The 26,201-nt window shown below is 51.1% G+C and carries 24 protein-coding genes; 5 read left to right on the plus strand and 19 right to left on the minus strand.

Translation table 11 applies throughout. The annotated features are described in order from the left end of the window. Positions 1–287: 287 nt before the first annotated feature. The 4 genes from hemG to pepQ are packed head-to-tail and all read right to left on the minus strand — an operon-like array spanning position 288 to position 4,272. Positions 288–821 (minus strand): menaquinone-dependent protoporphyrinogen IX dehydrogenase, encoded by a 534-nt coding sequence (gene hemG, locus GC128_RS20915; protein WP_151995916.1) that lies wholly within the window; start codon positions 819–821, stop codon positions 288–290. A 12-nt stretch (positions 822–833) separates the two neighbouring features. Then, entirely contained in the window at positions 834–2,285 is a 1,452-nt protein-coding gene (gene trkH / locus GC128_RS20920; protein ID WP_034461629.1) for a Trk system potassium transporter TrkH, read from the minus strand. Between the two features lie 44 nt (positions 2,286–2,329). Continuing rightward, positions 2,330–2,941, minus strand: coding sequence for an IMPACT family protein (locus GC128_RS20925; RefSeq protein ID WP_151995917.1), 612 nt, complete (start codon positions 2,939–2,941; stop codon positions 2,330–2,332). Then, positions 2,941–4,272, minus strand: coding sequence for a Xaa-Pro dipeptidase (gene pepQ / locus GC128_RS20930; RefSeq protein ID WP_151995918.1), 1,332 nt, complete (start codon positions 4,270–4,272; stop codon positions 2,941–2,943). The genes GC128_RS20925 and pepQ overlap by 1 nt, the downstream gene beginning before the upstream one ends. 194 nt (positions 4,273–4,466) lie before the next feature. On the opposite strand from pepQ, the gene fadB reads away from it, so the two are divergent. Then, entirely contained in the window at positions 4,467–6,656 is a 2,190-nt protein-coding gene (fadB, locus tag GC128_RS20935) for a fatty acid oxidation complex subunit alpha FadB (RefSeq protein WP_151995919.1), read from the plus strand. 9 nt (positions 6,657–6,665) lie between these two features. After that, positions 6,666–7,829: an acetyl-CoA C-acyltransferase FadA gene (gene fadA, locus GC128_RS20940; RefSeq protein WP_151995920.1), complete on the plus strand. Its 1,164-nt coding sequence runs from the start codon at positions 6,666–6,668 to the stop codon at positions 7,827–7,829. Positions 7,830–8,065: 236 nt separating this feature from the next. Here the strand turns inward: fadA and fre are convergent, their stop codons facing one another. Together fre and ubiD are read right to left on the minus strand one after the other, a co-directional pair. Continuing rightward, complete coding sequence (gene fre, locus GC128_RS20945) at positions 8,066–8,767, minus strand: NAD(P)H-flavin reductase (protein ID WP_151995921.1); 702 nt, start codon at positions 8,765–8,767, stop codon at positions 8,066–8,068. A 47-nt stretch (positions 8,768–8,814) separates the two neighbouring features. Continuing rightward, complete coding sequence (ubiD, locus tag GC128_RS20950; protein ID WP_151995922.1) at positions 8,815–10,299, minus strand: 4-hydroxy-3-polyprenylbenzoate decarboxylase; 1,485 nt, start codon at positions 10,297–10,299, stop codon at positions 8,815–8,817. 184 nt (positions 10,300–10,483) lie between these two features. Here ubiD and rfaH point away from each other — a divergent pair, with 184 nt between their 5' ends. Continuing rightward, positions 10,484–10,972 (plus strand): transcription/translation regulatory transformer protein RfaH, encoded by a 489-nt coding sequence (gene rfaH, locus GC128_RS20955; RefSeq protein ID WP_151995923.1) that lies wholly within the window; start codon positions 10,484–10,486, stop codon positions 10,970–10,972. A 36-nt stretch (positions 10,973–11,008) separates the two neighbouring features. Here rfaH and hemB read toward each other — a convergent pair whose 3' ends face one another. The 10 genes from hemB to udp form a co-directional block, all read right to left on the minus strand. After that, on the minus strand, positions 11,009–12,031 hold the full coding sequence (hemB, locus tag GC128_RS20960) for a porphobilinogen synthase (RefSeq protein ID WP_151995924.1): 1,023 nt from the start codon (positions 12,029–12,031) through the stop codon (positions 11,009–11,011). Between the two features lie 15 nt (positions 12,032–12,046). Then, positions 12,047–12,826 (minus strand): 3'-5' ssDNA/RNA exonuclease TatD, encoded by a 780-nt coding sequence (tatD, locus tag GC128_RS20965; RefSeq protein WP_151995925.1) that lies wholly within the window; start codon positions 12,824–12,826, stop codon positions 12,047–12,049. Between the two features lie 42 nt (positions 12,827–12,868). Beyond that, positions 12,869–13,660, minus strand: a complete 792-nt coding sequence (gene tatC / locus GC128_RS20970; RefSeq protein WP_151995926.1) for a Sec-independent protein translocase subunit TatC — start codon at positions 13,658–13,660, stop codon at positions 12,869–12,871. Positions 13,661–13,662: 2 nt separating this feature from the next. Continuing rightward, a complete protein-coding gene (tatB, locus tag GC128_RS20975; protein WP_151995927.1) occupies positions 13,663–14,214 on the minus strand; it encodes a Sec-independent protein translocase protein TatB in 552 nt (183 codons plus the stop codon). Between the two features lie 3 nt (positions 14,215–14,217). Continuing rightward, positions 14,218–14,478, minus strand: a complete 261-nt coding sequence (gene tatA / locus GC128_RS20980) for a Sec-independent protein translocase subunit TatA (RefSeq protein WP_034492140.1) — start codon at positions 14,476–14,478, stop codon at positions 14,218–14,220. Between the two features lie 85 nt (positions 14,479–14,563). After that, on the minus strand, positions 14,564–16,204 hold the full coding sequence (gene ubiB, locus GC128_RS20985) for a ubiquinone biosynthesis regulatory protein kinase UbiB (protein ID WP_151995928.1): 1,641 nt from the start codon (positions 16,202–16,204) through the stop codon (positions 14,564–14,566). Next, positions 16,201–16,806 carry a ubiquinone biosynthesis protein UbiJ gene (ubiJ, locus tag GC128_RS20990; protein ID WP_151995929.1) on the minus strand — a complete coding sequence of 202 codons (606 nt, stop codon included), beginning with the start codon at positions 16,804–16,806 and terminating at the stop codon, positions 16,201–16,203. Before ubiJ ends, ubiB begins: the two co-directional genes overlap by 4 nt. Positions 16,807–16,819: 13 nt before the next feature. Continuing rightward, a complete protein-coding gene (gene ubiE, locus GC128_RS20995; RefSeq protein ID WP_034492146.1) occupies positions 16,820–17,575 on the minus strand; it encodes a bifunctional demethylmenaquinone methyltransferase/2-methoxy-6-polyprenyl-1,4-benzoquinol methylase UbiE in 756 nt (251 codons plus the stop codon). A 91-nt stretch (positions 17,576–17,666) separates the two neighbouring features. Then, positions 17,667–19,100: a DNA recombination protein RmuC gene (gene rmuC, locus GC128_RS21000; protein WP_151995930.1), complete on the minus strand. Its 1,434-nt coding sequence runs from the start codon at positions 19,098–19,100 to the stop codon at positions 17,667–17,669. 135 nt (positions 19,101–19,235) lie between these two features. Beyond that, positions 19,236–19,997 (minus strand): uridine phosphorylase, encoded by a 762-nt coding sequence (gene udp / locus GC128_RS21005; protein ID WP_034461657.1) that lies wholly within the window; start codon positions 19,995–19,997, stop codon positions 19,236–19,238. Between the two features lie 270 nt (positions 19,998–20,267). Between udp and GC128_RS21010 the strand changes: the two genes are divergently transcribed. Continuing rightward, a complete protein-coding gene (locus GC128_RS21010) occupies positions 20,268–21,092 on the plus strand; it encodes a dienelactone hydrolase family protein (RefSeq protein ID WP_151995931.1) in 825 nt (274 codons plus the stop codon). A gap of 44 nt (positions 21,093–21,136) precedes the next feature. On the opposite strand, the gene metE is transcribed toward GC128_RS21010, so the two are convergent. Next, positions 21,137–23,398 carry a 5-methyltetrahydropteroyltriglutamate--homocysteine S-methyltransferase gene (metE, locus tag GC128_RS21015; protein ID WP_151995932.1) on the minus strand — a complete coding sequence of 754 codons (2,262 nt, stop codon included), beginning with the start codon at positions 23,396–23,398 and terminating at the stop codon, positions 21,137–21,139. 121 nt (positions 23,399–23,519) lie between these two features. Here metE and metR point away from each other — a divergent pair, with 121 nt between their 5' ends. Continuing rightward, on the plus strand, positions 23,520–24,473 hold the full coding sequence (metR, locus tag GC128_RS21020; protein WP_151995933.1) for an HTH-type transcriptional regulator MetR: 954 nt from the start codon (positions 23,520–23,522) through the stop codon (positions 24,471–24,473). On the opposite strand, the gene GC128_RS21025 is transcribed toward metR, so the two are convergent. Together GC128_RS21025 and yigL are read right to left on the minus strand one after the other, a co-directional pair. After that, the gene (locus GC128_RS21025) at positions 24,361–25,260 is read right to left on the minus strand and encodes a carboxylate/amino acid/amine transporter (protein WP_151995934.1); all 900 of its coding nucleotides are present in this window, start codon (positions 25,258–25,260) and stop codon (positions 24,361–24,363) included. The two genes, metR and GC128_RS21025, sit on opposite strands and share 113 nt — an antisense overlap. Before the next feature lie 112 nt (positions 25,261–25,372). Further along, positions 25,373–26,179, minus strand: a complete 807-nt coding sequence (gene yigL, locus GC128_RS21030) for a sugar/pyridoxal phosphate phosphatase YigL (protein WP_151995935.1) — start codon at positions 26,177–26,179, stop codon at positions 25,373–25,375. Between the last annotated feature and the right edge of the window lie 22 nt (positions 26,180–26,201).

The following is a 26,201-nucleotide window of genomic DNA, read 5'->3' on the forward strand; positions in this document are numbered from 1 at the left end:
ATCTGAGATATCAATCCTGCGAGTGCCCACACAGATTGTCTGATAAATTGTTAAAGAGCAGTGAGTTAGACGCTTTCGCTTGCTAACTCGAGGTGGCGTATATTACGCTTTCCTCTTTCAGAGTCAAGCGTTTATTTTCGCTTTTCATCTGGCTGACGAGCCGGTTTGTAAGCCGTTGTGCCGTGTCAGTGGAGGCGCAGTATAGGGATTTTCTGGAAGCTGACAAGTGTTTATTGCAAATAAATGACTGAGCGCATCTTTTTTCATCAAAACGGGTGTTTTGGACACTATTTGACGTTTAAGCGAGCGATTTCGCGGGCGAAACGCGCCACCTGAGGCCAATCTGTATAAACAACTTCTTTGCTAATATCCGTTTCACCGCCTGTCATCTTCATAATCAAACGAATCATCATGCGATCGTACCAGCTATAACGCGGGTAACGCAGCGCACCAGCAAACACTGCACAGTGTTTTGGTTGCCACGGCGAGGTCAGCAAGAACTTACGCGTATAAGAGTTGGTTTGTGGTGAACGCTTCTCTGGTTTGCGTGCAACCAAGTTTACGGAAAAGAAAGCGCTTGGGATGTTGTTCAGCACTTGCTGATGCTTCTTCACAAACGCCGCAACTGATGAATGAAAATGTCCGTACCGAATAGACGCGCCAATAACGACGCGCTCATAGTTATCCCAGGCAATATCTTTGGTGCGATGCAGATTAACCACATCGCTCTCTACGCCCAGCTCTTTCAGCTCAGATGCTATATAAGAAGCAATCTCGCGAGTTTGACCATCACGGGTCGAAAACAGAATCAAAGTTCTCACTGCAGGCTCCGGTTACTCTCGCCAGAAAGTTGGCGTGAACAGTACGAGTAAGGTAAACACTTCAAGACGGCCAAACAGCATGTTGGCAATCAGTATCCATTTCGCCACAGGATTCATGCTGGCAAAGTTGTCTGCCACAACACCCAACCCTGGGCCAAGGTTATTTAATGTTGCTGCGACGGAAGCAAAGGCCGAGAAGTCATCCACGCCAGTCGCGATGATGGCGAGCATGCTGACGATAAAGACCAGTGCATAAGCAGAGAAGAATCCCCATACCGCTTCAAGGATACGTTCTGGTAACGCACGGTTCCCAAGCTTAATGCTATACACCGCATTTGGGTGCACCAGGCGTTTAAGTTCGCGGTTACCCTGCTTGAATAACAGCAGGATACGAATGACCTTGAGGCCACCACCCGTTGAACCAGCACAGCCGCCTATAAAAGCAGAGCACAGTAACAGCACAGGTAAGAACAGAGGCCAGCGTGCAATGCTGTCTGTAGTAAATCCCGCAGTTGTCGCCATTGAGACAACCTGGAAGAATGCCTGATTCAGCGTTAACAGTGCCGTCTGGTAAGTATTATGGAACCACAATACGAGGGTACAGATAGCCACCAGCGTCAGTTGCACGCCAATGAACATACGGAACTCAGGGTCGCGCCAATAGACTTTTAAATTACGCCCGCTTAATAAAGAGAAGTGCAGGCCATAGTTACAACCGGAGATCAGTAAGAAGATGGCAATAATAGTGTTAATCGTTGGGCTATCGAAATAGCCGATACTGGCATCGTGAGTAGAAAATCCACCAATGGCGATCGTCGCAAAACTGTGGCCTATCGCGTCAAACGCAGGCATACCCGCAAACCAAAGCGCCAGTGCACAAGCAACCGTTAGCAAGACATAAATGAGCCACAGTGTTTTTGCGGTGTCAGCAATACGCGGGCGCATTTTGTTATCTTTAAGTGGCCCCGGCATTTCAGCGCGATATAACTGCATGCCACCCACGCCCAGAATTGGCAGAATGGCCACAGCGAGAACAATAATCCCCATACCGCCAAACCATTGCAGCATTTGCCGATAAAACAAAATCGCGTGTGGGAGTGTATCCAGCCCAACAAGTGTCGTCGCCCCGGTGGTGGTTAAGCCCGAGAATGATTCAAAGAACGCATCGGTAATAGTGAGATTAGGCTGTTCCGCAAAAATAAAGGGCAACGCCCCCACACTCCCCAGCACCGTCCAGAACAATACGACGATCAGAAACCCTTCTCGAGGTTTGAGCTCGCTTTTCTGTCGCCTGTTAGGCCACCACAAAAAAGAACCAATGAGTAACGCTGCGAAGAAAGTCTGGGTGAAAGCTCGGCCAGCACCATCGCGATAAATTAAAGCTACCAACCCTGGAATAATCATGGTCACGGAAAAAAGAATAACTAACAGACCAACGATTCGGGTTATGGCGCGAAAATGCATTTCAGCCGCTTCCTTAACTATCAAAAAATAACGAGAGGGAATTATTATTCAGCCGGCAATAAATGCAATGCACCGCGGCTAAAATCAGCAAGTCTGACTGAAAAATCAGCGAATTTTGCTTGTGGCAATGCCACACATAATAATACAGATGCTTGAAAATCACTTTGCATCACAATGCCGTCGTACTGCTTGAGCAGAGTTTCGATTCCGGCAAGCTGTGCGTAGTCACATTGCAAAGTATATTCGGTTAACGGAACTTTGAGCACCGTAGGCAATTGGTTTAGTGCCGCCTGCACACTACCGCCATAGGCTTTCACCAAACCGCCTGTTCCGAGTTTGATTCCGCCAGAGTAGCGAACGACTACAGCGGTAATTTCACCAATACCACTTCCCATAAGCTGGGCAAGCATTGGTTTTCCAGCAGTGCCTGCGGGTTCGTCATCATCAGAAAAGCCTAACTGCTGCGAGTCATTCGGCGCACCAGCCACCCAGGCCCAGCAATGATGCCGGGCATCCGGGTGTTCAGAACGTGTTTTTTCAAGAAACGCTTTCGCCTCTATTACACCAGTCGTATGCGCGACCAGTGTAATAAAGCGACTTTTCTTGATTTCCTCACTGAACGTGACGGACTCAGCAGGAATCAGCCAGCTATCCATTACGCCAGTTTCAAATCACGCGTCATGTTTTCAACACTGTTTTCATAAACAATCACGTTGTCTTCAATGCGAACGCCACCGAAAGGTTTCATTGCTTCAATACGCTGCCAGTCAAAGTGTTTGCTGTACTGGCCTTCGCGCCACGGCGCGAGTAAAGATTCAATGAAGTAAATGCCCGGCTCGATAGTCAGAACCATACGCGGTTCCAGAATACGCGTGCAGCGCAGATACGGATATTGAGAAGGGGCAGCAAGGTGCGTACCGGTGTCATCCTGCATGAAGCCAGCGACATCATGAACCTGCAGACCCAATGGGTGGCCTAAACCGTGTGGCATAAATGGCCCAGTAATACCGGTTTCTACCATCGCTTCTTCGCTAATGCCCGTTACTAGCTTATGGCGGTTCAGCAGCTTCGCGATACGTTGATGGAACTGAATATGGTAATCGGTGTAACGCACACCCGCTTTCAGGGTGTCAATTAACGCAAGTTGCTCGGTGTTAACGTCTTTCACCAATTGAGCATAATCATTGTCGCTATTAGCCGACCAGGTACGTGTTAAATCAGCCGCATAGCCGTTGTATTCCGCACCAGCATCTAAAAGGAAGCTACGCATTTCCGCAGGAGCGCGATTATCTAATTTGGTGTAATGCAAAACTGCTGCGTGTTCGTTGAGCGCCACAATATTGCCATATGGCACATCGGTATCGCGGTGTCCGGTTGCAGTCAAATAAGCTAGGTTGATATCGAACTCGCTCATTCCAGACAAGAAGGCTTCATGAGCTGCCTGATGGCCAACCACTGCGGTTTTCTGCGCTTCACGCATGCACGCCAATTCATAATCTGTTTTATAAGAGCGATAGTAATGCAGGTAATCAATCACTCCTTTAGGGTTGACGTTAGCACCCTGAATTTCAAGCTGCACGGCACGCTCTGGTACTGGGCCGATGTAACCGATATTGCCACGTGCAGCAGGCAATTGGCTGCCAATGCCATCTGCTTTTGGCAAAGCAATCACTTCAATTTCGTCAGTCCAGAAGGATTCTGGCAGCGGCTCAACGTTGTGCCAGTAATCAACCGGCAAGTAGAACCACAGTTTCGGTTTGTTGACACCATCCACCAGCAGCCAGCAATTTGGCACTTGTGTCACCGGAACCCAGGCTTTGAATTGTGGGTTAACTTTGAACGGATACGGATGATCATCGAGGAAGACGTTGACCAGCTCGCCCGAGTGAATCAACAGCGCGTCGAGATTAAAACGCGCCAGAACATTGCGGGTGCGTTCCTGCAAAGTTGCCACATGATCTTTATAAAGTGAGGCCAGTGAATCCATGATTTACCCTTCTGTTTTTTTCATAAACTGAACGCCACGCATCTTAGCACACCGTAAAGTTTGCGAACTTATTTCCAGTGGCTGTGATCATCTTTGCAAATATTTAAAGAGTTATTTGCATTTCATTAACATCAATTCCACACTCCTCTCCATCTGGTACGACCAGATCCCATTGCTGGATTCAGGAGACTGACATGCTCTACCAAGGTGAAACCTTACATCTCGACTGGCTGGAAGATGGCATCGCAGAATTGGTATTCGATGCACCCGGCTCAGTGAATAAACTCGACACCGCGACCGTTGCGAGCCTCGGGCACGCGCTGGATGTGCTGGAAAAGCAGCCGCAGTTAAAAGGCCTACTGCTCAGTTCCAATAAAGCAGCGTTTATTGTCGGTGCAGATATTACCGAATTCCTGTCGCTGTTCCTGGTTCCTGCGGAACAACTGACTCACTGGCTGCAATTCGCCAACAGCGTTTTCAATCGCCTGGAAGATTTACCGGTCCCGACCATTTCGGCAGTTAATGGTTATGCCCTTGGCGGTGGCTGTGAATGTGTGCTGGCAACAGATTACCGTCTGGCCACACCTGATACCCGCATCGGCCTGCCAGAAACCAAACTGGGCATCATGCCAGGCTTCGGTGGTTCTGTACGTCTGCCACGTTTACTGGGTGCTGACAGCGCGCTGGAAATTATCACCGCCGGGAAAGATGTCGGCGCGGTTGAAGCGCAAAAACTCGGTTTAGTTGATGGTGTCGTTAAAACTGAAAAACTGCGCGATGGCGCACTGGCGATACTGCGCCAGGCAATTAATGGCGATCTGGACTGGAAAGCCAAACGCGCACCGAAGCTGCAACCCCTGAAACTGAGCAAGATCGAAGCCACCATGAGCTTCACCATTGCTAAGAGCATGGTGATGCAGATTGCCGGTAAGCACTACCCTGCCCCGATGACGGCAGTAAAAACCATTGAAGCCGCGGCGAGAATGGGCCGTGACGAAGCATTACAACTTGAGACTCAAAGTTTCGTGCCGTTGGCGCGTTCTAATGAGGCCCGTGCGCTGGTCGGTATTTTCCTTAACGACCAATACATAAAAGGTCAGGCGAAGAAGCTGACCAAAAATACCGAAACCCCGAAACAGGCAGCCGTTCTTGGCGCCGGGATCATGGGTGGCGGCATTGCTTACCAGTCTGCCTGGAAAGGCGTGCCGGTATTAATGAAGGATATTAACGAGAAGTCGCTGGAGCTGGGCATCAACGAAGCCAGCAAGCTGCTGAACAAACAGCTGGAACGCGGAAAAATCGACGGCATGAAGCTGGCGGGAGTGATTGCCACCATTCATCCAACGCTCGATTACGCCGGTTTTGAGCGTGTCGATGTGGTCGTTGAAGCGGTAGTTGAAAACCCGAAAGTGAAGAAAGCGGTTCTTGCCGAAGTGGAAGATAAAGTGCGCGCGGATACCGTGCTGGCGTCGAACACCTCGACTATTCCGATTGGCGAACTGGCAAACAGCCTGAAGCGCCCGGAAAACTTCTGCGGTATGCACTTCTTCAACCCGGTGCATCGCATGCCATTAGTGGAAGTGATTCGCGGCGAGAAAACGTCTGAGCAAACCATCGCGAAAGTGGTGGCGTGGGCGAGCAAAATGGGCAAAACGCCAATCGTGGTGAACGACTGCCCGGGCTTCTTCGTTAACCGCGTTCTGTTCCCATACTTTGCAGGCTTTAGCCAGTTAATGCGCGACGGTGCCGATTTTCGTCAAATCGACAAAGTGATGGAAAAACAGTTCGGTTGGCCAATGGGTCCGGCGTATCTGTTGGATGTGGTCGGTATTGATACCGCGCACCACGCGCAGGCGGTGATGGCAGCAGGATTCCCACAGCGCATGCAGAAAGATTATCGCGATGCCGTTGATGCGATGTTTGATGCAGGCCGTTATGGCCAGAAAACCCAGCAGGGTTTCTATCGCTACAAACAAGACAGCAAAGGCAAACCACGTAAAGAGCAGGATGAAGCAACCGTCAGCCTGCTGGCTGATGTCAGCAAACCACGCCACGACTTCAGCGACGAAGAGATCATTGCCCGCATGATGATCCCAATGGTCAACGAAGTGGTACGTTGCCTGGAAGAAGGCATTATCGCAAGCCCGGCAGAAGCTGATATGGCTCTGGTTTACGGCCTGGGATTCCCTCCATTCCACGGCGGTGCCTTCCGCTGGTTGGACACCATTGGCAGCGCCAAATATCTCGATATGGCTCAGCAGTATGAACATCTCGGCCCGCTATACCAGGTGCCAGATGGTTTACGTATAAAAGCGTCCCGTAATGAGCCGTACTATCCACCGGTTGAAGCCGCGCGCCCAGCCAGTGACCTGAAAAGTGCCTGAGGAGTGATCATGGAAAAGGTTGTAATTGTTGATGCCATCCGCACCCCGATGGGCCGTTCAAAAGGCGGTGCGTTCCGTAACCTGCGTGCAGAAGATCTTTCCGCCCATTTGATGCGTGGGATTCTCTCACGTAACCCGGCATTAGAAGCCGCAGCACTTGATGACATTTATTGGGGCTGCGTGCAGCAGACGCTGGAGCAAGGTTTTAATATCGCGCGTAACGCGTCATTGCTGGCAGAAATCCCACATTCGGTCCCGGCTGTAACCGTAAACCGCCTGTGTGGTTCTTCGATGCAAGCGCTGCATGATGCAGCTCGTATGATTCAAACCGGTGATGCGCATGCGTGTCTGATTGGCGGCGTGGAACACATGGGCCATGTGCCGATGAGCCACGGCGTGGATTTCCATCCAGGCCTGAGCCGTAACGTTGCAAAAGCAGCGGGCATGATGGGCTTAACCGCCGAGATGTTGTCGCGTATGCATGGCATCAGCCGTGAGATGCAGGACCAGTTTGCTGCTCGTTCACATCAACGAGCATGGGCTGCGACAGAAGCTGGTCATTTCAAAAATGAAATTCTACCGATCAGCGGTCATGACGCAGACGGCGTGCTCAAACGTTTTGATTACGATGAAGTGATTCGCCCGGAAACTACAGTTGAAGGTCTGGCAGCGCTGAAACCCGCGTTTGACCCGGCCAACGGCACCGTAACTGCGGGCAGCTCTTCTGCCCTTTCCGATGGTGCTTCAGCCATGTTGCTGATGAGCGAATCACGCGCCAAAGAGCTTGGCCTGAAGATTCGTGCTTACGTGCGTTCGATGGCTGTCGTTGGCTGCGACCCGTCAATCATGGGTTACGGCCCGGTTCCGGCATCACAACTGGCATTGAAAAAAGCCGGTCTGAGTGCTTCCGATATCGACTTGTTTGAGATGAACGAAGCCTTTGCCGCACAGATCCTGCCATGTATTAAAGATCTGGGTCTGATGGATAAGATCGACGAGAAGATTAACCTGAACGGCGGCGCAATTGCATTGGGTCACCCGCTGGGTTGTTCCGGTACGCGCATTAGCACCACGCTGTTAAACCTGATGGAACGTCGCGATGCGCAGTTTGGTCTCGCCACGATGTGCATCGGATTGGGTCAAGGTATTGCCACTGTTATTGAACGTGTTTAATCACGTTATTAAGAAAATTTTTCAAAGTCCCTGGTGCTAGTGCGCCAGGGCTGCAGAAAAAATGTTTAGTTGCCGTTCTTCCCGCCTGTCAGGGGCGGGTTTTTTATTTATACCCAAAATAATTCGAGTTGCATCAAGGCGACAAGAGAACGAGTCCCGATGAGCTTACATGAGTAAGTGATTCGGGTGAGTGAACGTAGTCAACAAAGATGCAGCTTGAAGTATGACGGGTATCTTTAGATAAACGAAAACGCATCGCCAAACATACGATCAACCTGTGCACTACGTTCATTGCAGAACAAGTCGCGGGCAATTTTCGCCATCTCAAAACGCCCGGCAATATAGATATCGTGCCCTGCAAGCGTTCCGTAATCCTGCATCACCGCAGTCAGCACAGTGCCAGTACGCCCACGCCAACCTGCTTCAGGTTGTTCAACAACCGCTTCAACACGCAGATTTGGGTGAACCACGGACAGCGCTTCCAGCTCAGACAGGTCATAAAGATGTTTATCTTCACGGCCGCCCCAGTAAATCGCGATTTCACGTTGTGGATTACGCGCCAGCGCCGTCAGCAAAATTGAACGCACATAAGAGAAGCCGGTACCGCCAGCAATCAGAATCAACGGACGATCTTCATCGTCGCGCAGCCAGGCATCGCCGTGTGGAATATCAACAACGATCTCTTTTTCTTTCAAAATACGGTCCATCACGGCCATGGCGTACAGATTAATCTCTGACGCGCCAATGTGCAGCTCGATAAACTCGTGGTCGCTCGGCGTGGATGCCATGGAGAACGGACGTTTGTCGCGCTCATCCATCACCACCATCAAATACTGCCCGGCCTGAAAGGAGAACTTCGCTTCCGGCAGTAATCGAACGCGATATACCGTGTCGGTTATCGCTTCTACCGAGGTCACTTTACAGCTTAAGGTTGTCATGCTTCCCCTCTGTCGGGTCAATAATGCAAAACCGTAAAATCCGCCACTCAGGCGTTTTTACTGTCGTCGAAAATAGCCAGCTCATCCCAGATTGCATCAATACGCGCGCATACTTCTGCATCTTTCTTAATAGGACGACCCCATTCACGTTGGGTTTCCCCAGGCCATTTATTGGTGGCATCCAGTCCCATTTTTGAACCAAGACCGGAAACCGGCGAGGCAAAATCCAGGTAATCAATTGGCGTGTTTTCTACCAGTACGGTATCACGCGCCGGGTCCATACGCGTGGTGATGGCCCAAATTACATCGTTCCAGTCACGCGCGTTGACATCATCATCACAAACGATGACAAACTTGGTGTACATAAACTGTCGCAGGAAAGACCAGACTCCCATCATCACGCGCTTAGCATGGCCAGCGTATTGCTTCTTGATGGTGACAACCGCAAGGCGATAAGAGCAGCCTTCCGGCGGCAGATAAAAATCGACAATTTCCGGGAATTGTTTCTGCAAAATCGGCACAAACACTTCGTTAAGTGCCACACCCAGAACCGCAGGTTCATCCGGTGGACGTCCGGTGTAAGTTGAGTGATAAATCGCATTCTGCCGCTGGGTAATATGCGTCACGGTAAATACCGGGAAGTCATCTACTTCATTGTAGTAACCCGTGTGGTCACCATATGGCCCTTCCGGTGCCATTTCACCTGGCTCGATATAACCTTCAAGCACAATTTCCGCACTGGCAGGCACTTCGAGATCGTTGGAAATACACTTCACGACTTCCGTTTTTGTGCCGCGCAGCAAACCAGCAAACGCATATTCGGAAAGCGTATCAGGCACCGGCGTTACAGCGCCAAGAATAGTGGCAGGATCTGCGCCTAAGGCTACAGAAACAGGGAAACGCTCACCCGGATGTTCCGCACACCACTCCTGAAAATCAAGTGCGCCGCCGCGATGCGACAGCCAACGCATAATCAGTTTGTTTTTACCAATAAGCTGCTGGCGATAAATGCCCAGATTCTGGCGCTCTTTATGCGGGCCACGCGTTACCGTCAAACCCCAGGTAATCAGAGGTGCTGCATCTTCCGGCCAGCATTGCATGATAGGGATGCGCGTCAAATCGACTTCATCACCCTCAAAGATTTGTTCCTGACAAGGGGCGTTACGCAGGCGCTTAGTCGGCATATTCAGAACTTGTTTAAACTGTGGCAGCTTATCGAACAAGTCGCGGAAACCTTTCGGTGGCTCCGGCTCTTTCAGGAAGGCCAGTAATTTACCCACTTCGCGCAGCGCCGACACATCTTCCTGCCCCATCCCCATCGCGACACGTTTTGGCGTGCCAAACAGGTTGCACAGCACTGGCATGTCATACCCTTTAGGGTTCTCAAATAGCAGCGCAGGGCCATTGGCGCGCAAAGTACGATCGGCAATTTCAGTCATTTCCAGGTACGGATCGACTGGCATTGCGATACGCTTTAGCTCACCGCGTTGTTCGAGTAGTTCCAGAAAGTCGCGTAGGTCGTGGTATTTCATGCAATTAATCGTAGTCAGGATTTGGCGGTCATTATACGGGCTTCATGCACAGCATGCTGTATTTTTGTTAATAACGCGTAAATGCTTATCTGATGACCAATCAGTGATTGGTTATACCTGAGCCGTCTATCCCTGATAACGGCCTTTTGCTATTCTTCCTCGGTTAATGAGGAAAAGAGACACTATGGAATCCTGGTATTTGTTGTACTGCAAACGAGGTCAATTACTACGGGCGCAAGAGCATCTCGAGCGTCAGGAAGTGAATTGCCTTACCCCGATGATCAAAATTGAAAAGATCGTTCGAGGCAAACGCACTGCGGTCGATGAACCATTGTTCCCAAACTATATGTTTGTCCGGTTTGACCCTGAAAATATTCATACCACAACCATAAACTCTACGCGTGGCGTCAGCCATTTCGTTCGTTTCGGCAGCCTGCCGGCTACTGTACCGAGTGATGTGATTGAGCAGCTCATCAGCCACACCCCGGAGAACGTTTTGGACCCGGATACGCCGTACGAAGGCGATCGCGTGGTGATAACCGAAGGGGCATTCGAAGGTCTGGAGGCGATTTTTAGCGAACCAGACGGAGAAGCCCGCTCTATGCTGCTGCTCAACTTGTTGAATAAACAAGTGATGCAGAGCGTGAAGAATACAGATTTCAAAAAGACGTAAAATAGGGCCAGCGATTGCTGGCCCTATATTTTGACTCTAGCGCTGCATTTGCTCGTCATGCAACCATTGCGCGACACGCTTCGAGAAGTACGTCAGCACACCATCAGCACCTGCGCGTTTAAAGCACAGTAACGACTCCATGATAGCCGGCTTTTCTGCCAACCAGCCGTTCTGAATCGCCGCCATATGCATCGCATATTCACCGGAAACCTGGTAGGCAAAAGTTGGCACGCCAAAGGTGTCTTTCACGCGGCGAACCACATCCAGATACGGCATACCTGGTTTCACCATCACCATATCTGCGCCTTCTTGCAAATCCTGAGCGACTTCTTGCAAAGCTTCATCGCTATTGGCCGGGTCCATCTGATAGGTCTTTTTATTGCCACCTTTCAGGTTGCCGGATGAGCCAATTGCGTCACGGAACGGGCCGTAATAGCACGATGCGTATTTCGCGGCATAAGACATAATCTGGGTATTCACGAAACCATCCAGCTCAAGCTGGTCGCGAATCGCCCCGATACGACCATCCATCATGTCACTTGGCGCGATGATTTCAGCCCCGGCTTCTGCATGAGACAACGCCTGGCGCACCAGAATTTCACGCGTAATATCGTTGATAACGTAACCGTCTGCATCAATCACGCCGTCCTGACCGTGAGTGGTGTATGGATCAAGCGCAACGTCGGTCAGCAGACCCAGTTCCGGCACGGCATCTTTCAGTGCACGAACCGCACGCTGAACCAGCCCGTTCGAGTTATAAGCTTCTTCAGCATGCAGCGACTTTCCTGCGCTCTCGATGACCGGGAACAGGGACAGCACCGGCACACCCAGCTTCGCAACGGCTTCCGTTTCTTTGAGCAGCAAATCGATAGTCATGCGGTAAACGCCCGGCATTGACGCCACTTCTTCCTGACGGTTCTGACCTTCCATCACAAACACAGGGTAGATAAGGTCATTAACCGTTAATTGATTTTCGCTCACCAGGCGGCGGCTGAAATCGTGACGACGGACGCGGCGCATACGGCGGCCAGGAAACGTACCGGGAAATGCATAGCTCATTTACTTTCTCCTGATTTAAGCCAACCGGAAAAGACGGCGGGCATTGTCATCTGTTACTTGCGCAAGCCAGGCGGGATCTTCTCCACGCCATTGAGCCACCTTGTTCAGGATATGCGGCAAGTAACAGGGTTCGTTCCGGCGGGAAGCAGGTTTTGGTTTTAGATCCCGCGGTAACAAATAGGGGGCATCGGTTTCCAGCAGTAGTTGATGTGCTGGGATCACCGGTAGCAATTCACGTAATTCTTGGCCACGGCGTTCATCGCACACCCAACCGGTCACGCCGATGAAAAGCCCACGCGCCAGACACTCACGCGCTTCATTTTCTGTACCGGTAAAGCAATGCAGCACCACACCGGGCAATTTATCGAGCCATGGGTCGAGCAGATCAATAAAACGTTCGTGTGCCTCACGGCAGTGTAAAAATACCGGCATCATCAGGTCAGCCGCAAGGGCCAGTTGTGCGGTAAAAGCACGCTCTTGTTCAGCTGGTGTTGAGAAATTACGATTGAAATCCAGGCCACACTCGCCGATTGCTACCACTTCAGAAGCACCAGCAAGTTTGCGAATGGCCTCTGCCGTTTCGTCTTGCCACTGGCTGGCATCATGAGGGTGAACACCGGCGGTAGACCAGCACCCTTGATACTGTTGTGCCAGTAACAAAGCTTGCTCGCTTTCATGCAGGTTCGTGCCGGTCAGCAACATGCCGCTGACTCCCGCTGAATGCGCGCGAGCAACAATTTCTGCATGGTCTTTCGCGAACTGTGGGCTGGTAAGATTTACACCGATATCAAACATAGCGCCTTCCAAACGACGACCGCCCTGATGGGCGGCCTGAAATTATGACTCTTTATTAGAGTGTTGGTCTTCTGCTTCTGGAGCATCTTCCGGGTCTTCTTCACCTCTTCTACGCCCTTTACCGACATAGAAACGAGAAAAGAACACGCCGACTTCAAACAGGCAGTACATCGGAATTGCCAGTAGTGTTTGCGAAAATACATCCGGCGGAGTCAACAGCATGCCAACCACGAATGCACCAACCAGAATATACGGGCGCTTTTTCTTTAACGCTTCCGGGCTGGTTACACCCATCCAGCACAGCAGAATAATCGCTACCGGTACTTCAAAAGCCACACCAAATGCCATAAACAATGCCATGACAAAATCGAGGTATTTCGTTATGTCAGTAGACATCACGACCCCTATCGGAGCGGTTTTCGTCAGGAACCCAAACGCTAGAGGGAACACCACGAAATAGGCAAAAGCGATGCCGATATAAAACAGCATTGTGCTGGAGAACAGCAGTGGCATAACCAGTTTGCGCTCGTGTTTATAAAGCGCAGGCGCAATAAATGCCCAGATTTGATAAAGAATGACCGGTGCTGACAAGAACACCGAGACATAAATCGTCAGTTTAATAGGCGCAAAAAACGGTGATGCAACATCGGTAGCAATCATCGTCGAGCCTACTGGCATCTGGCTGATAAGCGGGGCGGAGACGATTTGGTAAATGTCGTTGGCAAAGTAAACCAGTGCCAGGAAAATCACCAGCACAGCGATAATGCTATTTAATAGTCGCTTGCGTAGCTCAATCAGATGGCTGATAAGCGGTTGGGTATCTTCTACGGCCATGTTTACTGTTTATCACTCGAAGGTTGAGAAGACGCTGGTATTTTGACTGGTTCTGCCACGGGTTTAATCTGAGGCTGGATCAACTCGTCAGAAACTGCCGCAGGTGCAGGAACTATTTCAGGCTCAACGGATGGAGCCTGATCGGGCGCACTGGCCTGGTGTGCTGCAGTGGCTGGAGTCACACCGTCGTGGCTGTCCTCGGCATCTTTTATCAATGGGTTATGGATGGTATGAGCCTCGTCACTCCCCTTTTCGGGTTCCTGAGTGTACGAGCGTTTCATTGACTCTGCAGCCTGACGCAGCTCATCCATTGATGCCTTTAGCTCTGGAGTGAGATTATCCATGCTCGCCTTTTCAACCTTCTTCAGGCTGTCTTGCAGCTCCTGGATTTTCAGTTCCTGGACCAGTTCATTTTGCACAGTTGCCGCAAGCGAACGCAAAGCACGAACCCACCCGACAACCGTTTTAACTGCCACAGGCAAACGTTGTGGCCCGAGAACAATCAGGCCAATCACGAATACCAGTAGCAACTCACTGAAACCAATATCGAACACGGTTTACACCTGCTCTTTATCGTTGCTCTTTGCTTCGTCTTTCTTCACTTCGCCAGGCTGCTTATCAGCGAGTGTTTTCGCCGTGAAATCAGCATCCTGAACGGATTTATCTTTCTCTTTGTCTTCATCATCACCCATCGCTTTTTTAAAGCCTTTAATGGATGCGCCCAAATCAGAACCGATAGAACCCAGTTTCTTGGTACCAAACAGCAGAACGACGATAACGGCAATGATCAACAATTGCCAAATACTGATACCACCCATAGTGTTGCCTCAGAGTCATAATGATAAAAAGAATAACGGTGCATATTGTACCGCACGTTGTCTGTTAAAAACGATTAAAAACAACTCAGGTTGAGCGCCGCCAGCCAATCAGCCAGGTCACAATCCCCCCAGCCATCAACCAGGCGGGCATAAATTCCCATTCTGGTTTGTTAATCAATAATAAAGTCCCGCTTAGCATTAGCGTAGCGCCAATCCCAAACAGATAGCGCGATTGCGACTGACGTACCTGATTGCGTTGTAAATCTCGCGTTATTTTATCAACGCTGTGCTGTAATTGTTTACCCTGGCGCAAACTGTCGTACATCAGTTCTGGCAGTTCTGGCATTTTTTCTATCCAGAACGGTGCTTTTTCTTTAAACGAACGGATAAGCGCAGGAATACCCACCTGATCTTTGATCCAATCTTCCAGGAAAGGTTTAGCGGTTTTCCACAAATCCAGTTGCGGATAAAGCTGCCTTCCAAGCCCTTCAACGTAAAGTAGCGTCTTTTGCAGCAAAACTAACTGCGGCTGCACTTCCATATTAAAGCGACGCGCCGTATTGAACAGGTTCAGCAGCACATGGCCAAAGGAAATTTCCGCTAATGGCTTTTCAAAGATAGGCTCGCAAACGGTACGAATGGCAAACTCGAAGTCTTCAACATTCGTGTCTGGTGGTACCCAACCTGAATCCACATGCAGTTCAGCAACTTTGCGGTAATCACGGTTAAAGAAGGCGATAAAGTTCTCAGCCAGATAGCGTTTATCTTCTTTATTGAGCGAACCCACAATACCGCAGTCGATACCAATGTATTGCGGGTCTTCAGGGTGTTCATAGCTGACGAAAATATTACCTGGATGCATATCCGCGTGGAAGAAGCTGTCACGGAAAACCTGGGTGAAGAAGACCTGCACTCCGCGTTCTGCCAACAGTTTCATGTTGGTGCCCTGCTTATGAAGCATCGCAATATCAGAAACGGGAATACCGTAAATTCGCTCCATCACCATCATGTCCTGACTGCAATAGTCAGAGAACACTTCCGGTACATACAGCATCGAGCTACCTTCAAAATTGCGGCGCAACTGAATGGCGTTTGCCGATTCGCGCAGCAGATTTAGCTCATCAATTAAGGTCTTCTCATATTCGCGCACAACTTCAAGCGGGCGCAAACGGCGGCCATCAGGCAGCAAACGCGGTACCCATCGTGCGAGACGATAGATTAGTTTCATATCCGCTTTGATGATCGGCAAAATATCCGGACGAATAACTTTGATAACCACTTCTCGCCCATTCTCTTTCAGGCGAGCAGTATGTACCTGGGCAATGGAAGCTGACGCGAGCGGTTTGATTTCAAAATCGTCAAACCAGGCCTCTACGGGAAGCCCTCCCATCGCTTGTTCGATTTGTTTTTTGGCTAATGCCCCATCAAACGGTGCAACGCGGTCCTGCAACATCGCCAGTTGATCGGCAATTTGCGGTGGGAAAAGGTCACGACGCGTTGAAAGCATCTGCCCAAACTTAATCCACACCGGCCCCAGTTCCTGCAATGCCAGGCGTAAACGCTCACCGAGGAGTTTGTCTTTATGACGATTTGGCATCCAGAACAACAGCTTGCGTCCAAAGCGCAATGGCAGTGTCAGGCGGATTTTGGGAATCAGTTCATCCAGACCGTAACTCAAGAAAGTGCGGATAATGAAATAGAGGCGGCGCATTTCTCCAGGCGTCATTTGTTCTCCAGTTTGTCCAGTCGCGCAGCGAGTGCGTCAACATTGCGTTCGACTGCTGCCGTTTCCTCGGCAAACCACGCGACTTCCAGCGACCCAGGAGCCATCTTCCACTCTTCAGTTATCGCTTCTGAAAGGTATTGTTGGTTACGGGTAAAGACTTTTTTTAGCCACTTACTGCCGCCGCGAATCACCTTACCGATGCCTTCCGCAGCAATGTCGCCAATATACGGAGCCAACAATTCTGCCGGGTCAAATTCAGCAAGGTCCATCAACGCAACCCAATTCTGAACGACCTGAAGATCGCCTTCCACTTCCAACTCACCGCTACGAATCAGCGCCGTAAGCTGCTGCCTGTCGCGCAATTTTGGCAAGGTGCTCAGAGCGGTTTTCACCACACAATCAGCGTCACCTTCCCATTGGCCCAGCACATCAATTTGCTGTTCGCTAAAGACCAAAACGAGAGGCGAAGAGAACTCTTTAAGCTCGACGCGTAACACCTTGCCCATCAAGCGCTGACGTGCCGCTTTTAATCCCCGGTCACGCCAGAGAAAGGTATTAAGGACACTTTCAATCCCAGCAGTCATCAGAGGTGTAAAAGGCATCACGAACTCCCTGTCAGAATTTATAGCCACGGTGCAGAGCAACTACGCCAGCGGTCAGATTGAAATAGGTAGTATTTTCAAAGCCCGCATCTTCCATCATCGCTTTCAATGTTTCTTGATCAGGATGCATGCGAATAGACTCAGCCAGATAACGGTAGCTTTCCGCATCCTGCGCAACAATTTCACCGATTCGTGGCAAAATGTGGAAGGAGTACGCATCGTAAGCTTTGCTCAGTGGTTCAATAATCGGTTTAGAGAATTCCAGAACCAACAGGCGGCCACCTGGTTTTAATACGCGATACATTGAACGCAGCGCTTTCTCTTTGTCTGTCACATTACGCAGACCGAAAGAGATGGTGATGCAATCAAAAAAGTTATCCGGGAATGGCAGGGCTTCAGCGTTAGCCTGAACGTAGTTCACGTTGCCAACCACACCGATGTTGCGCAGTTTTTCGCGCCCCATTTTCAGCATTGAGTCATTGATATCAGCCAGAACCACTTCGCCTGTTTCGCCAACCAGTCGAGAGAACTTAGCGGTTAAATCGCCGGTTCCGCCTGCTAAGTCCAGTACGCGCTGACCACGACGAACACCACTGCAATCAATGGTGAAACGCTTCCATATACGATGGATGCCAAATGACATTAAGTCATTCATTACGTCGTATTTTGCGGCTACAGAGTGGAACACATTAGCGACCATATCGGCCTTCTGTTCCTTCGCTACAGTGCGAAAGCCAAAGTGTGTTGTTTCCTGGGATTCTTCAACCATCTCAATGCCTGCTTGTCCAAAAAATGTTTGTGAAGTGTAACAGAATGGGGCCTAAAGCCCTATGCCTCAAGCTGCAGGGTTTAACCGAAGCTCAACGCTCACCGACGATTCGTCGGTTCTCTAAACTGTTGTCCGTGTTCTTTTCTTCGTCGTTTTCATGCTCATGGCGCTCGGTGTTATCGCCGTCTTCAAGTCTGGCCTGCTCGACTAAATCTGGATTAATCTCACGTTTAACCTCAACACCCAGACCACGAAACGCATCAGCCTGGAGCAGAATATTTCCGCGCCCGGTAGAGAGTTTTTTCATCGCCTGTCGATAATTATCCTGCGCTTTATCCAGGCTTTGACCAATCGCCGACATATCATCCACAAAGAGGCGCATTTTGTCATACAGGCGGCCTGCGCGTTCGGCAATTTGTTGCGCATTCCGGCTTTGATGCTCATAACGCCACAAATTGGCAACCGTTCTTAACGCCACAAGCAGCGTGGTCGGGCTAACCAGCATGATGTTATTCTTGAGTGCTTCACTGATAAGTTCCGGCTGGCGGTCAATCGCCAGTAAAAATGCGGGCTCTACGGGGATAAACATCAGTACATAATCCAGCGACCGCAGCCCAGGCAACTGTTGGTAGTCTTTGCGGCCCAGCATGCGAATGTGGTTACGCACTGCTGCAATATGCTCGTTGAGGGCGATTTCACGAGTTACGTCGTCGTCACCGTTGTAGTAACGCTCATAGGCCACCAGCGTCATTTTGGCGTCGATAACCACATCTTTGCCTTGTGGAAGGCGCACAATGACATCCGGCTGCATGCGGCTGTTATTTTCTAGCTGAATGTTTACCTGGGTTTCGTATTCATACCCTTCGCGTAAGCCGGAGGCTTCCAGCACACGTGTTAGTACAACCTCACCCCAGTTTCCCTGGGTTTTATTGTCCCCTTTCAGGGCTTTGGTGAGGTTCAGTGCCTCTTGTGCCATCTGAGCATTAAGCTGCTGAAGGTTACGAATTTCGTGGGTTAGCGTGTGGCGTTCGCGAGCTTCCTGGCCAAAGCTTTCCTGAACCTGGCGGCGGAAACCATCCAGTTGTTCGCGCAGTGGCGAGAGCAAGCCATTCAAACTTTGGCGATTTTGCTCTTCAACTTTACGGCCGCTGTTTTCAAAGATGCGATTGGCAAGGTTTTCAAACTGTTCACTGAGGCGCTGCTCACTGTTGAGCATCTGGCGATGTTTGTCATCTGCATTAAGACGAGTTTGTTCAAGCAGCGTCGAGAGTTCGCGGATATCGGCTTCTTGGGCACTGTTAATTTCAAGCTGAGTGCGCAGCTCACGGTTGAGTTGCTCGCATTCTTCTCTCCAGTGCTGGTTTTGCTGTAACTCCTGCCGTGCAGCAGTCAGTTCTCCGTAGATTTCTCTTTGTTCTTCATGCAGTGCGGATTGCAGCCCAGCCGCTCGCAAACTTGCCAGCAACCAACCAGTCAGCACCCCAACCAGTGCAATACCGAGCCCGAATAAAATAGAAATATCCACAGTCACTCCCACAAAGTCATACCAGGCATCAGCAAAATAAAATTGTGCTGTATAAATGTCCAGATGAAAAGGAGTTTACTGCGAGACGTTACGCAAAGCGTAAAAATTAAGCCGGCTTGCACCGGCTTTGGGGGACTAGATCAGGCGACGAGCTGCTTCTACAACGATTTTAACCGCATGGCTTTCGGTTTTCTTCATCGTTTCAGCGTTAGGAATTTCTTGCTGAGTACGGTTCACAATCACACCTGCAACCATACCTGCACGCAGACCCTGGCTTGCACACATGGTCAGCAGTGTTGCGGATTCCATCTCGTAGTTCATCACGCCCATCTGCTGCCACTCTTCCATGGAGCCTTTATAGCGGTTAACTACGCGGCCTGAGAAGGTGTCGTAACGCTCCTGGCCTGGGTAGAAGGTATCGGAAGATGCAGTCACACCAATGTGTGTGGTCGCGCCAATAGACTTCGCCGCTTCAACCAGTGCGGTAGTACACGCAAAATCGGCCACTGCCGGGTATTCCATTGGAGCAAAGTGCAAGCTGGCACCGTCAAGGCGCACAGAAGCAGTTGTCACCAGAACATCACCAACATTGATATGCGGCTGAATTGCACCGGTAGTCCCGATACGCAGGAAAGTACGAATACCCAACTGCGCCAATTCTTCCACCGCGATAGAGGTTGATGGACCACCGATACCGGTGGAACAGACGATTACTGGCTTGCCGTCTAACTCAGCACGCCAGGTAGTAAATTCACGGTGGGCAGCCAATTTGACCGGCTTGTCCATCAGCACAGCGATTTTTTCAACTCGCTCAGGATCGCCCGGGACGATGGCAAGTGTTGCCCCTTGCAGATCGCTTTTAGTGAGGCCGAGGTGAAAAACATCAGACTTGGACATAACAAACTCCTGCGTTGAATAGGTTGGCTTACATTGCTATGGGGGTACTGTACAGAACCCTCACAAATAATTTCGTGACGCATTTCACTTTGAATCAAACAAGTTACATTATTTTCAACTGCAATAGTGATGAAAATCACATTTAAAGGGGTGGCGCTCGTAGTTCTGATATTGAGATGAGTGCGACTAAACAATCCAGCAGCCACTCGAAGAATAACGGGGAAAAGCTATAGTTATCGCACTGCGCTAATTCTGGTAAGGAGAATGCCAATGAAAGAAGAACATACAGGTAAATCACCGGGCGGGCATTTTGCGCCAGCGGCCTGCCCTCTTGCGTCAACCGCATTGCATACCCCAGATGATGCTATTCATGCAGGGGAAACCTCAATTCCTACGCAGGGCGAAAACATGCCTGCTTATCACGCCAGGCCAAAAGATGCCGCAGGCCCTTTACCCATCGTGATTGTAGTGCAGGAAATTTTCGGCGTGCATGAGCATATTCGCGATGTCTGCCGTCGCCTGGCGCTGGAAGGGTATCTGGCTATCGCGCCAGAGCTCTATTTCCGCCAGGGTGATCCCAATGATTATGCCGATATCCCTACCCTGTTCAGCGGGCTGGTTTCAAAAGTACCCGATGCACAGGTGCTCGCGGATCTTGATCACGTCGCCAATTGGGCGGCAAGAAACGGTGGTGATGCACATCGTTTGATGATGACAGGATTTTGTTGGGGTGGCCGTATAACGTGGCTGTATGCCGCACACAATCCACAGTTGAAAGCAGCTGTGGCCTGGTATGGAAAATTAGTGGGCGAAAAGACATTAAACTCCCCGCATCACCCAGCCGACATCGCAGTCAATTTGAATGCGCCCGTGCTTGGGCTTTATGGCGGGCAGGACACGGGAATTCCACAGGATACTGTCGAAACAATGCGCCATGCGTTGCGTGCCGCTAATGCCAACGCAGAAATTATCGTTTACCCGGAAGCGGGCCATGCTTTTAATGCGGACTACCGCCCGAGCTATCATGCTGAATCGGCAAAGGATGGCTGGGTGCGGATGCTGGCGTGGTTTGAACGATTTAGTGCAAGCAGGTAATGCAGTTAATTAAGGGGGAAATGATTCCCCCTCTTCTTACTTTATCAAGCTTTACGCAAATTCTGCGCAGCCTTCACCATATTCGCCAGTGCCTGGCGAGTCTCCGGCCAGCCACGGGTTTTCAGGCCGCAGTCCGGGTTGACCCACAAGCGCTCTGCCGGAACGCTTTCCGCCGCTTTCTTCAGCAATGCTTCAATCCATTCCACGCTCGGTACGTTCGGTGAGTGGATGTCATACACGCCCGGTCCGATTTCATTCGGGTATTCGAACTCTTTAAATGACTCCAGCAGGTCCATATCGGAACGCGAGGTTTCGATGGTGATCACGTCTGCATCCAGCGCGGCAATGGAGTCCATGATGTCGTTGAACTCGCAGTAACACATGTGCGTATGGATCTGCGTGTCATCACGCACCACGGCAGCGTTCAGGCGGAAGGCTTCCACTCCCCATTCCAGATACGCCTGCCAGTCGGAACGGCGCAGCGGTAAACCTTCGCGCAGAGCGGGTTCATCAATCTGGATGATCCCAATACCTGCCGCTTCCAGATCTGCCACTTCGTCACGCAGTGCCAGGGCGATTTGTTTGGCGATGGTTTCACGGCTTACGTCTTCGCGTGGGAATGACCAGCAAAGAATCGTCACCGGGCCGGTCAACATGCCTTTTACCGGTTTGTCAGTCAGGGATTGCGCGTACTTCGCCCATTCCACGGTGATTGCTTCCGGGCGGCTGATGTCGCCAATCACAACCGGTGGTTTCACGCAGCGAGAACCGTAACTCTGCACCCAGCCGTTTTGGGTGAACACGAAGCCATCGAGGTGCTCGCCGAAGTATTCCACCATATCGTTACGCTCGGCTTCACCGTGAACCAGCACGTCCAGCCCTAAACGCTCCTGCTCGGCAACGGCCTGTTTGATATGTTCTGCGATACCGGTGCGATAGTTGTTGGCGTCAAGATTTCCCTTTTTGAAGTCGAGGCGCAGTCCACGGATTTCAGTGGTTTGCGGGAAAGAGCCAATGGTTGTGGTCGGCCACGCTGGTAGGTTAAAGCGCTGACGCTGAGCCTGCGCGCGAACGGTGTAGTTGTTCTGGCGTTGGCTGTCTTGCGCCGTAATGGTCGCAAGACGTTTTCCGACTGCCACATTATGTACGCGCTGTGAATGGCGACGGGCCTGAATCGGCGCACTCCACTCAACAAGTTTTTCTGTGTTACCGCTGTTCAGCGCGTCGGTCAGCAAAGACAACTCGGCACATTTTTGCAGCGCGAAGGCAAACCAGCTCTTCACTTCTGCATCCAGTCGCGTTTCCACACTTAGATCGATTGGGCTGTGCAGCAGTGAACACGATGACGCGACCCATAAATCACGTTTGCCGACAATCGCTTGCAACTGCTGATATTTCTCAGTCAGATCGGCACGCCAGACGTTACGGCCATTAATCACACCGGCCGACAGCAGCCAGTTGGCTGGCAGTTGCTGATGCAGCGCATTGATATCATCTTTGCCATGCACGAAGTCAACGTGCAGACCCTGAACCGGCAGCGCCGTAATGGTGCTCAGGTTTGGCGTCACACCTTCAAAGTAAGTGGTCAGCAACAGCTTGACGTTACCAGCCAGCGCGTCGTAAGCCGGTTTGAACGCATCGAGCCATTCTTGCGGTAACTCCAGCACCAGCGCCGGCTCGTCGATCTGCACCCACTCGATACCACGCTTTGCCAGTTCCGCCAGCACCTGCTGGTAAACCGGCAGAATATCTTGTAGCAGGCTCAGGCGGTCAAACGGCTCGCCTTTCACTTTGCCAAGCCACAAGTAAGTCACTGGCCCAAGCAGCACAGGTTTCACGTTGTGGCCCAGCGCCAGTGCTTCGTCGACCTCATCCAGCAGCTGTGTCCAGGTCAGTTTGAACTGCTGGCCTTTAGTGAATTCCGGCACCATGTAGTGGTAGTTAGTGTTGAACCATTTGGTCATTTCAGCGGCAGCAGCAGGCTCACCCGTTGGTGCGCGGCCACGGCCTAAACGGAACAAGGTATCAATATCGACGCTGCCGTCCGCGTTCTGATGACGAGCCGGCACGTTGCCAAGCAGCAAGCTGGTTGTCAGAACGTGGTCGTACCAGGCGAAATCGCCCACCGGCAGCAATTCCACGCCCGCTTCTTTTTGCTGTTCCCAGTGGCGGGCACGTAGTTCGCGGCCTACCGCCAGTAATTCTTCCTGAGTGGAGTTGCCCGCCCAGTAACTTTCTTGTGCTTTTTTCAGTTCGCGACGCAGGCCAACACGAGGGAAGCCGAGGGTGTGATTTTTTATCGTCATGTTCTTTCCTCAATATTCATTATTCGACGCATTTAGCCGTCCAGATGTTTACACATCTATAATCAACAGGTACTGTATATTCCTCAAGCGCAATTTGCTCATGCCGAAGTGAAGGACTTTCATGATCGAGATCAAACATCTGCGGACGCTACAGGCGTTACGAAATTGCGGCTCTTTAGCCGCTGCTGCTGCCGCGTTGCATCAAACCCAATCGGCACTCTCCCATCAATTCAGCGATCTGGAGCAGCGCCTGGGTTTCCGCCTGTTTGTCCGTAAAAGTCAGCCACTACGGTTTACGCCGCAGGGCGAGGTGCTATTGCAACTGGCTGAACAAGTTTTGCCGCAGATAAGCCGTGCGCTTCAGGCTTGCAATGAACCCCACCAGACCACGCTGCGCATCGCCATCGAATGCCATAGCTGCATTCAGTGGCTCACGCCCGCGCTGGAAAACTTCCACAAAACCTGGCCGCAGGTGGATCTGGATTTCAAATCTGGCGTGACGTTCGACCCGCAGCCTGCTCTGCAACAAAGCGAACTGGATATCGTATTAACGTCCGACATCCTGCCGCGCAGCGGTCTGCATTATTCGCCAATGTTTGATTATGAAGTGCGCCTGGTGCTGGCAGCGGATCACCCGCTGGCAAGCAAAACGCGTATTGAACCGGAAGATTTGAGCAGCGAAACGTTGTTGATTTACCCGGTGCAGCGCCAACGACTCGATATCTGGCGCCATTTCCTGCAACCCGCGGGCGTCAGCCCATCGCTGAAAAGTGTCGATAACACGCTGTTGCTGATTCAGATGGTGTCAGCCCGCATGGGGATTGCTGCGTTGCCACATTGGGTAGTGGAAAATGTTGAGCGCCAGGGTCTGGTCATAACCAAAACCCTGGGCGAAGGACTGTGGAGCCGGTTGTACGCCGCAGTGCGCGATGGCGAACAGCGTCAACCGGTGACGGAAGCCTTTATTCGCTCGACGCGTTCACACGCTTGCGAGCATCTGCCGTTTGTGAAGAACGCGGAGCGACCCAATGGCGATGTACCCATAGCGAAGCCATTATCACCGACCCACCAATAATAAAACTCGGCCAGTGAGGCTGTTCTTGCCAGATGGCAAGGTTAACCAGCAGCCCCGCCGGAACATGTACGTTGTTCATGATACCAAGCGTGCCCGCATCCACCTGAGTCGCACCATAGTTCCACATAAAGTAGCCCAGCCCGGAAGCCACCACGCCAAGCCACACCAGGATACCCCATTGCAAGTTGGTGGTTGGGAGTTTTTGCGGATTTCCCAGCGCAAACCAGGCTGTTACAGCCACGACTGCCGCCCCGAGGTAGAACCACGAAAATGCGCAACGTTGCGGCATCGGGCGTGTTTCCATCAGCCGTTTGTAGCCCACCATACCGATGGCGAAGCAGATGTTTGCCGCCTGGACCAGCATCAGGCCAATCCAGAAGTGATCGCTCACTTTGTCGTAGCGAATAATCGCCGCGCCAATCACCGCAAGTCCGGCACTCAATGCGTAGCCCCAACGTAGCTTGTTGCCGCTGATCAAGTCATAAATCAGCGTAACGTAAAGCGGCGTCATTACTGTAAACAGCAGGAATTCTGAAACGGTGAGGTAGAGATACGCCTGGAAGCTAAACAGGTACATCACGCCGAGTTGCAGTGCGCCCACCAGCATATACAGCAGCAATGTTTTCGCGCTATAGCCTTTAAAGCGCAGGAACGGCAGGAACACTATCGCCGCCAGCCCGACGCGCATCAGCACTGAAAAGTAGCTGTCGACATGCCCGGCAAGGTATTCGCCAATCAGGCTAAAAGAGAAGGCCCACAGAATAGTGGTGATGATCAGTAACGGCACGATGAAGTCTCTACTACGGGAGATTAATGCTTCATTGTAGCGAAGGGAATGTGCAGAAGTTGGTTTATTTGGTTGACGAGTGGTGATTAATCCACCACTCGTTTATTACGAATCAGTCTTTGCCGAGGAACATCTTGCGCAGGTAATGTGGAACCGCGTTATCACCGTTGGTGCCGATAACTTCCAGCTCTGGCAGCAAGTCTTTCAGGCGCTGGTGGGCGTTGCCCATGATGCAGCCTTTACCCGCCATGCTCAGCATTTCCGCGTCATTCATGCCGTCACCAAAGGAAATGCAGTCTTTCAGGCCGTAGCCCATCGCTTTGGATACCGCTTCCAGCGCGTGACCTTTCGACACGCCACCCGCCATCACTTCCAGGCAAGTCAGCGTCGAGAAACTCACATTCACGCGGTCGCCCCAGCGAGCGAGCAACGCTTGCTCAAGCGGCAGGAGCTTTTCATGTGAATCACAGGTGAAGAACACTTTGCTGACGCCATCAGCTTCCAGCAAGCCTGGTTCAAACAGGGTGTAATTGAACACCGCTTCTTTAAAATATTTCATCTCTTCCGGGCGGTGGCGGTTCATAAACCACTGGTCACCACGGTAGACGTTGGTCACGATATCTTGATTAGTATGCACCACACCGAACAAGTCCTGCGCGATGTCGTGGTCGAGATCGTGGCTGAACACCAGGTTGCCGTCAGTATCATGCACACGCGCACCGTTAGAGGTGATCATGTAGGCTTTGATTTCGAGGTTATCGCGAATCTGCCCCACGTCGATATGGTGGCGGCCCGTTGCGAAGACGAAATGAACACCTTCAGCGGTGAGCAATTTCAGCGTTTCTTTAGCATACGAGGAGAGTGTGTGATCAGGGGACAGCAACGTGCCATCTAAGTCAGACGCAACGACATGGTACATAGGATTTGGAACCTCTGGTGTT

The organism is Buttiauxella massiliensis (assembly GCF_902500225.1).
GTDB lineage: Bacteria > Pseudomonadota > Gammaproteobacteria > Enterobacterales > Enterobacteriaceae > Buttiauxella > Buttiauxella massiliensis.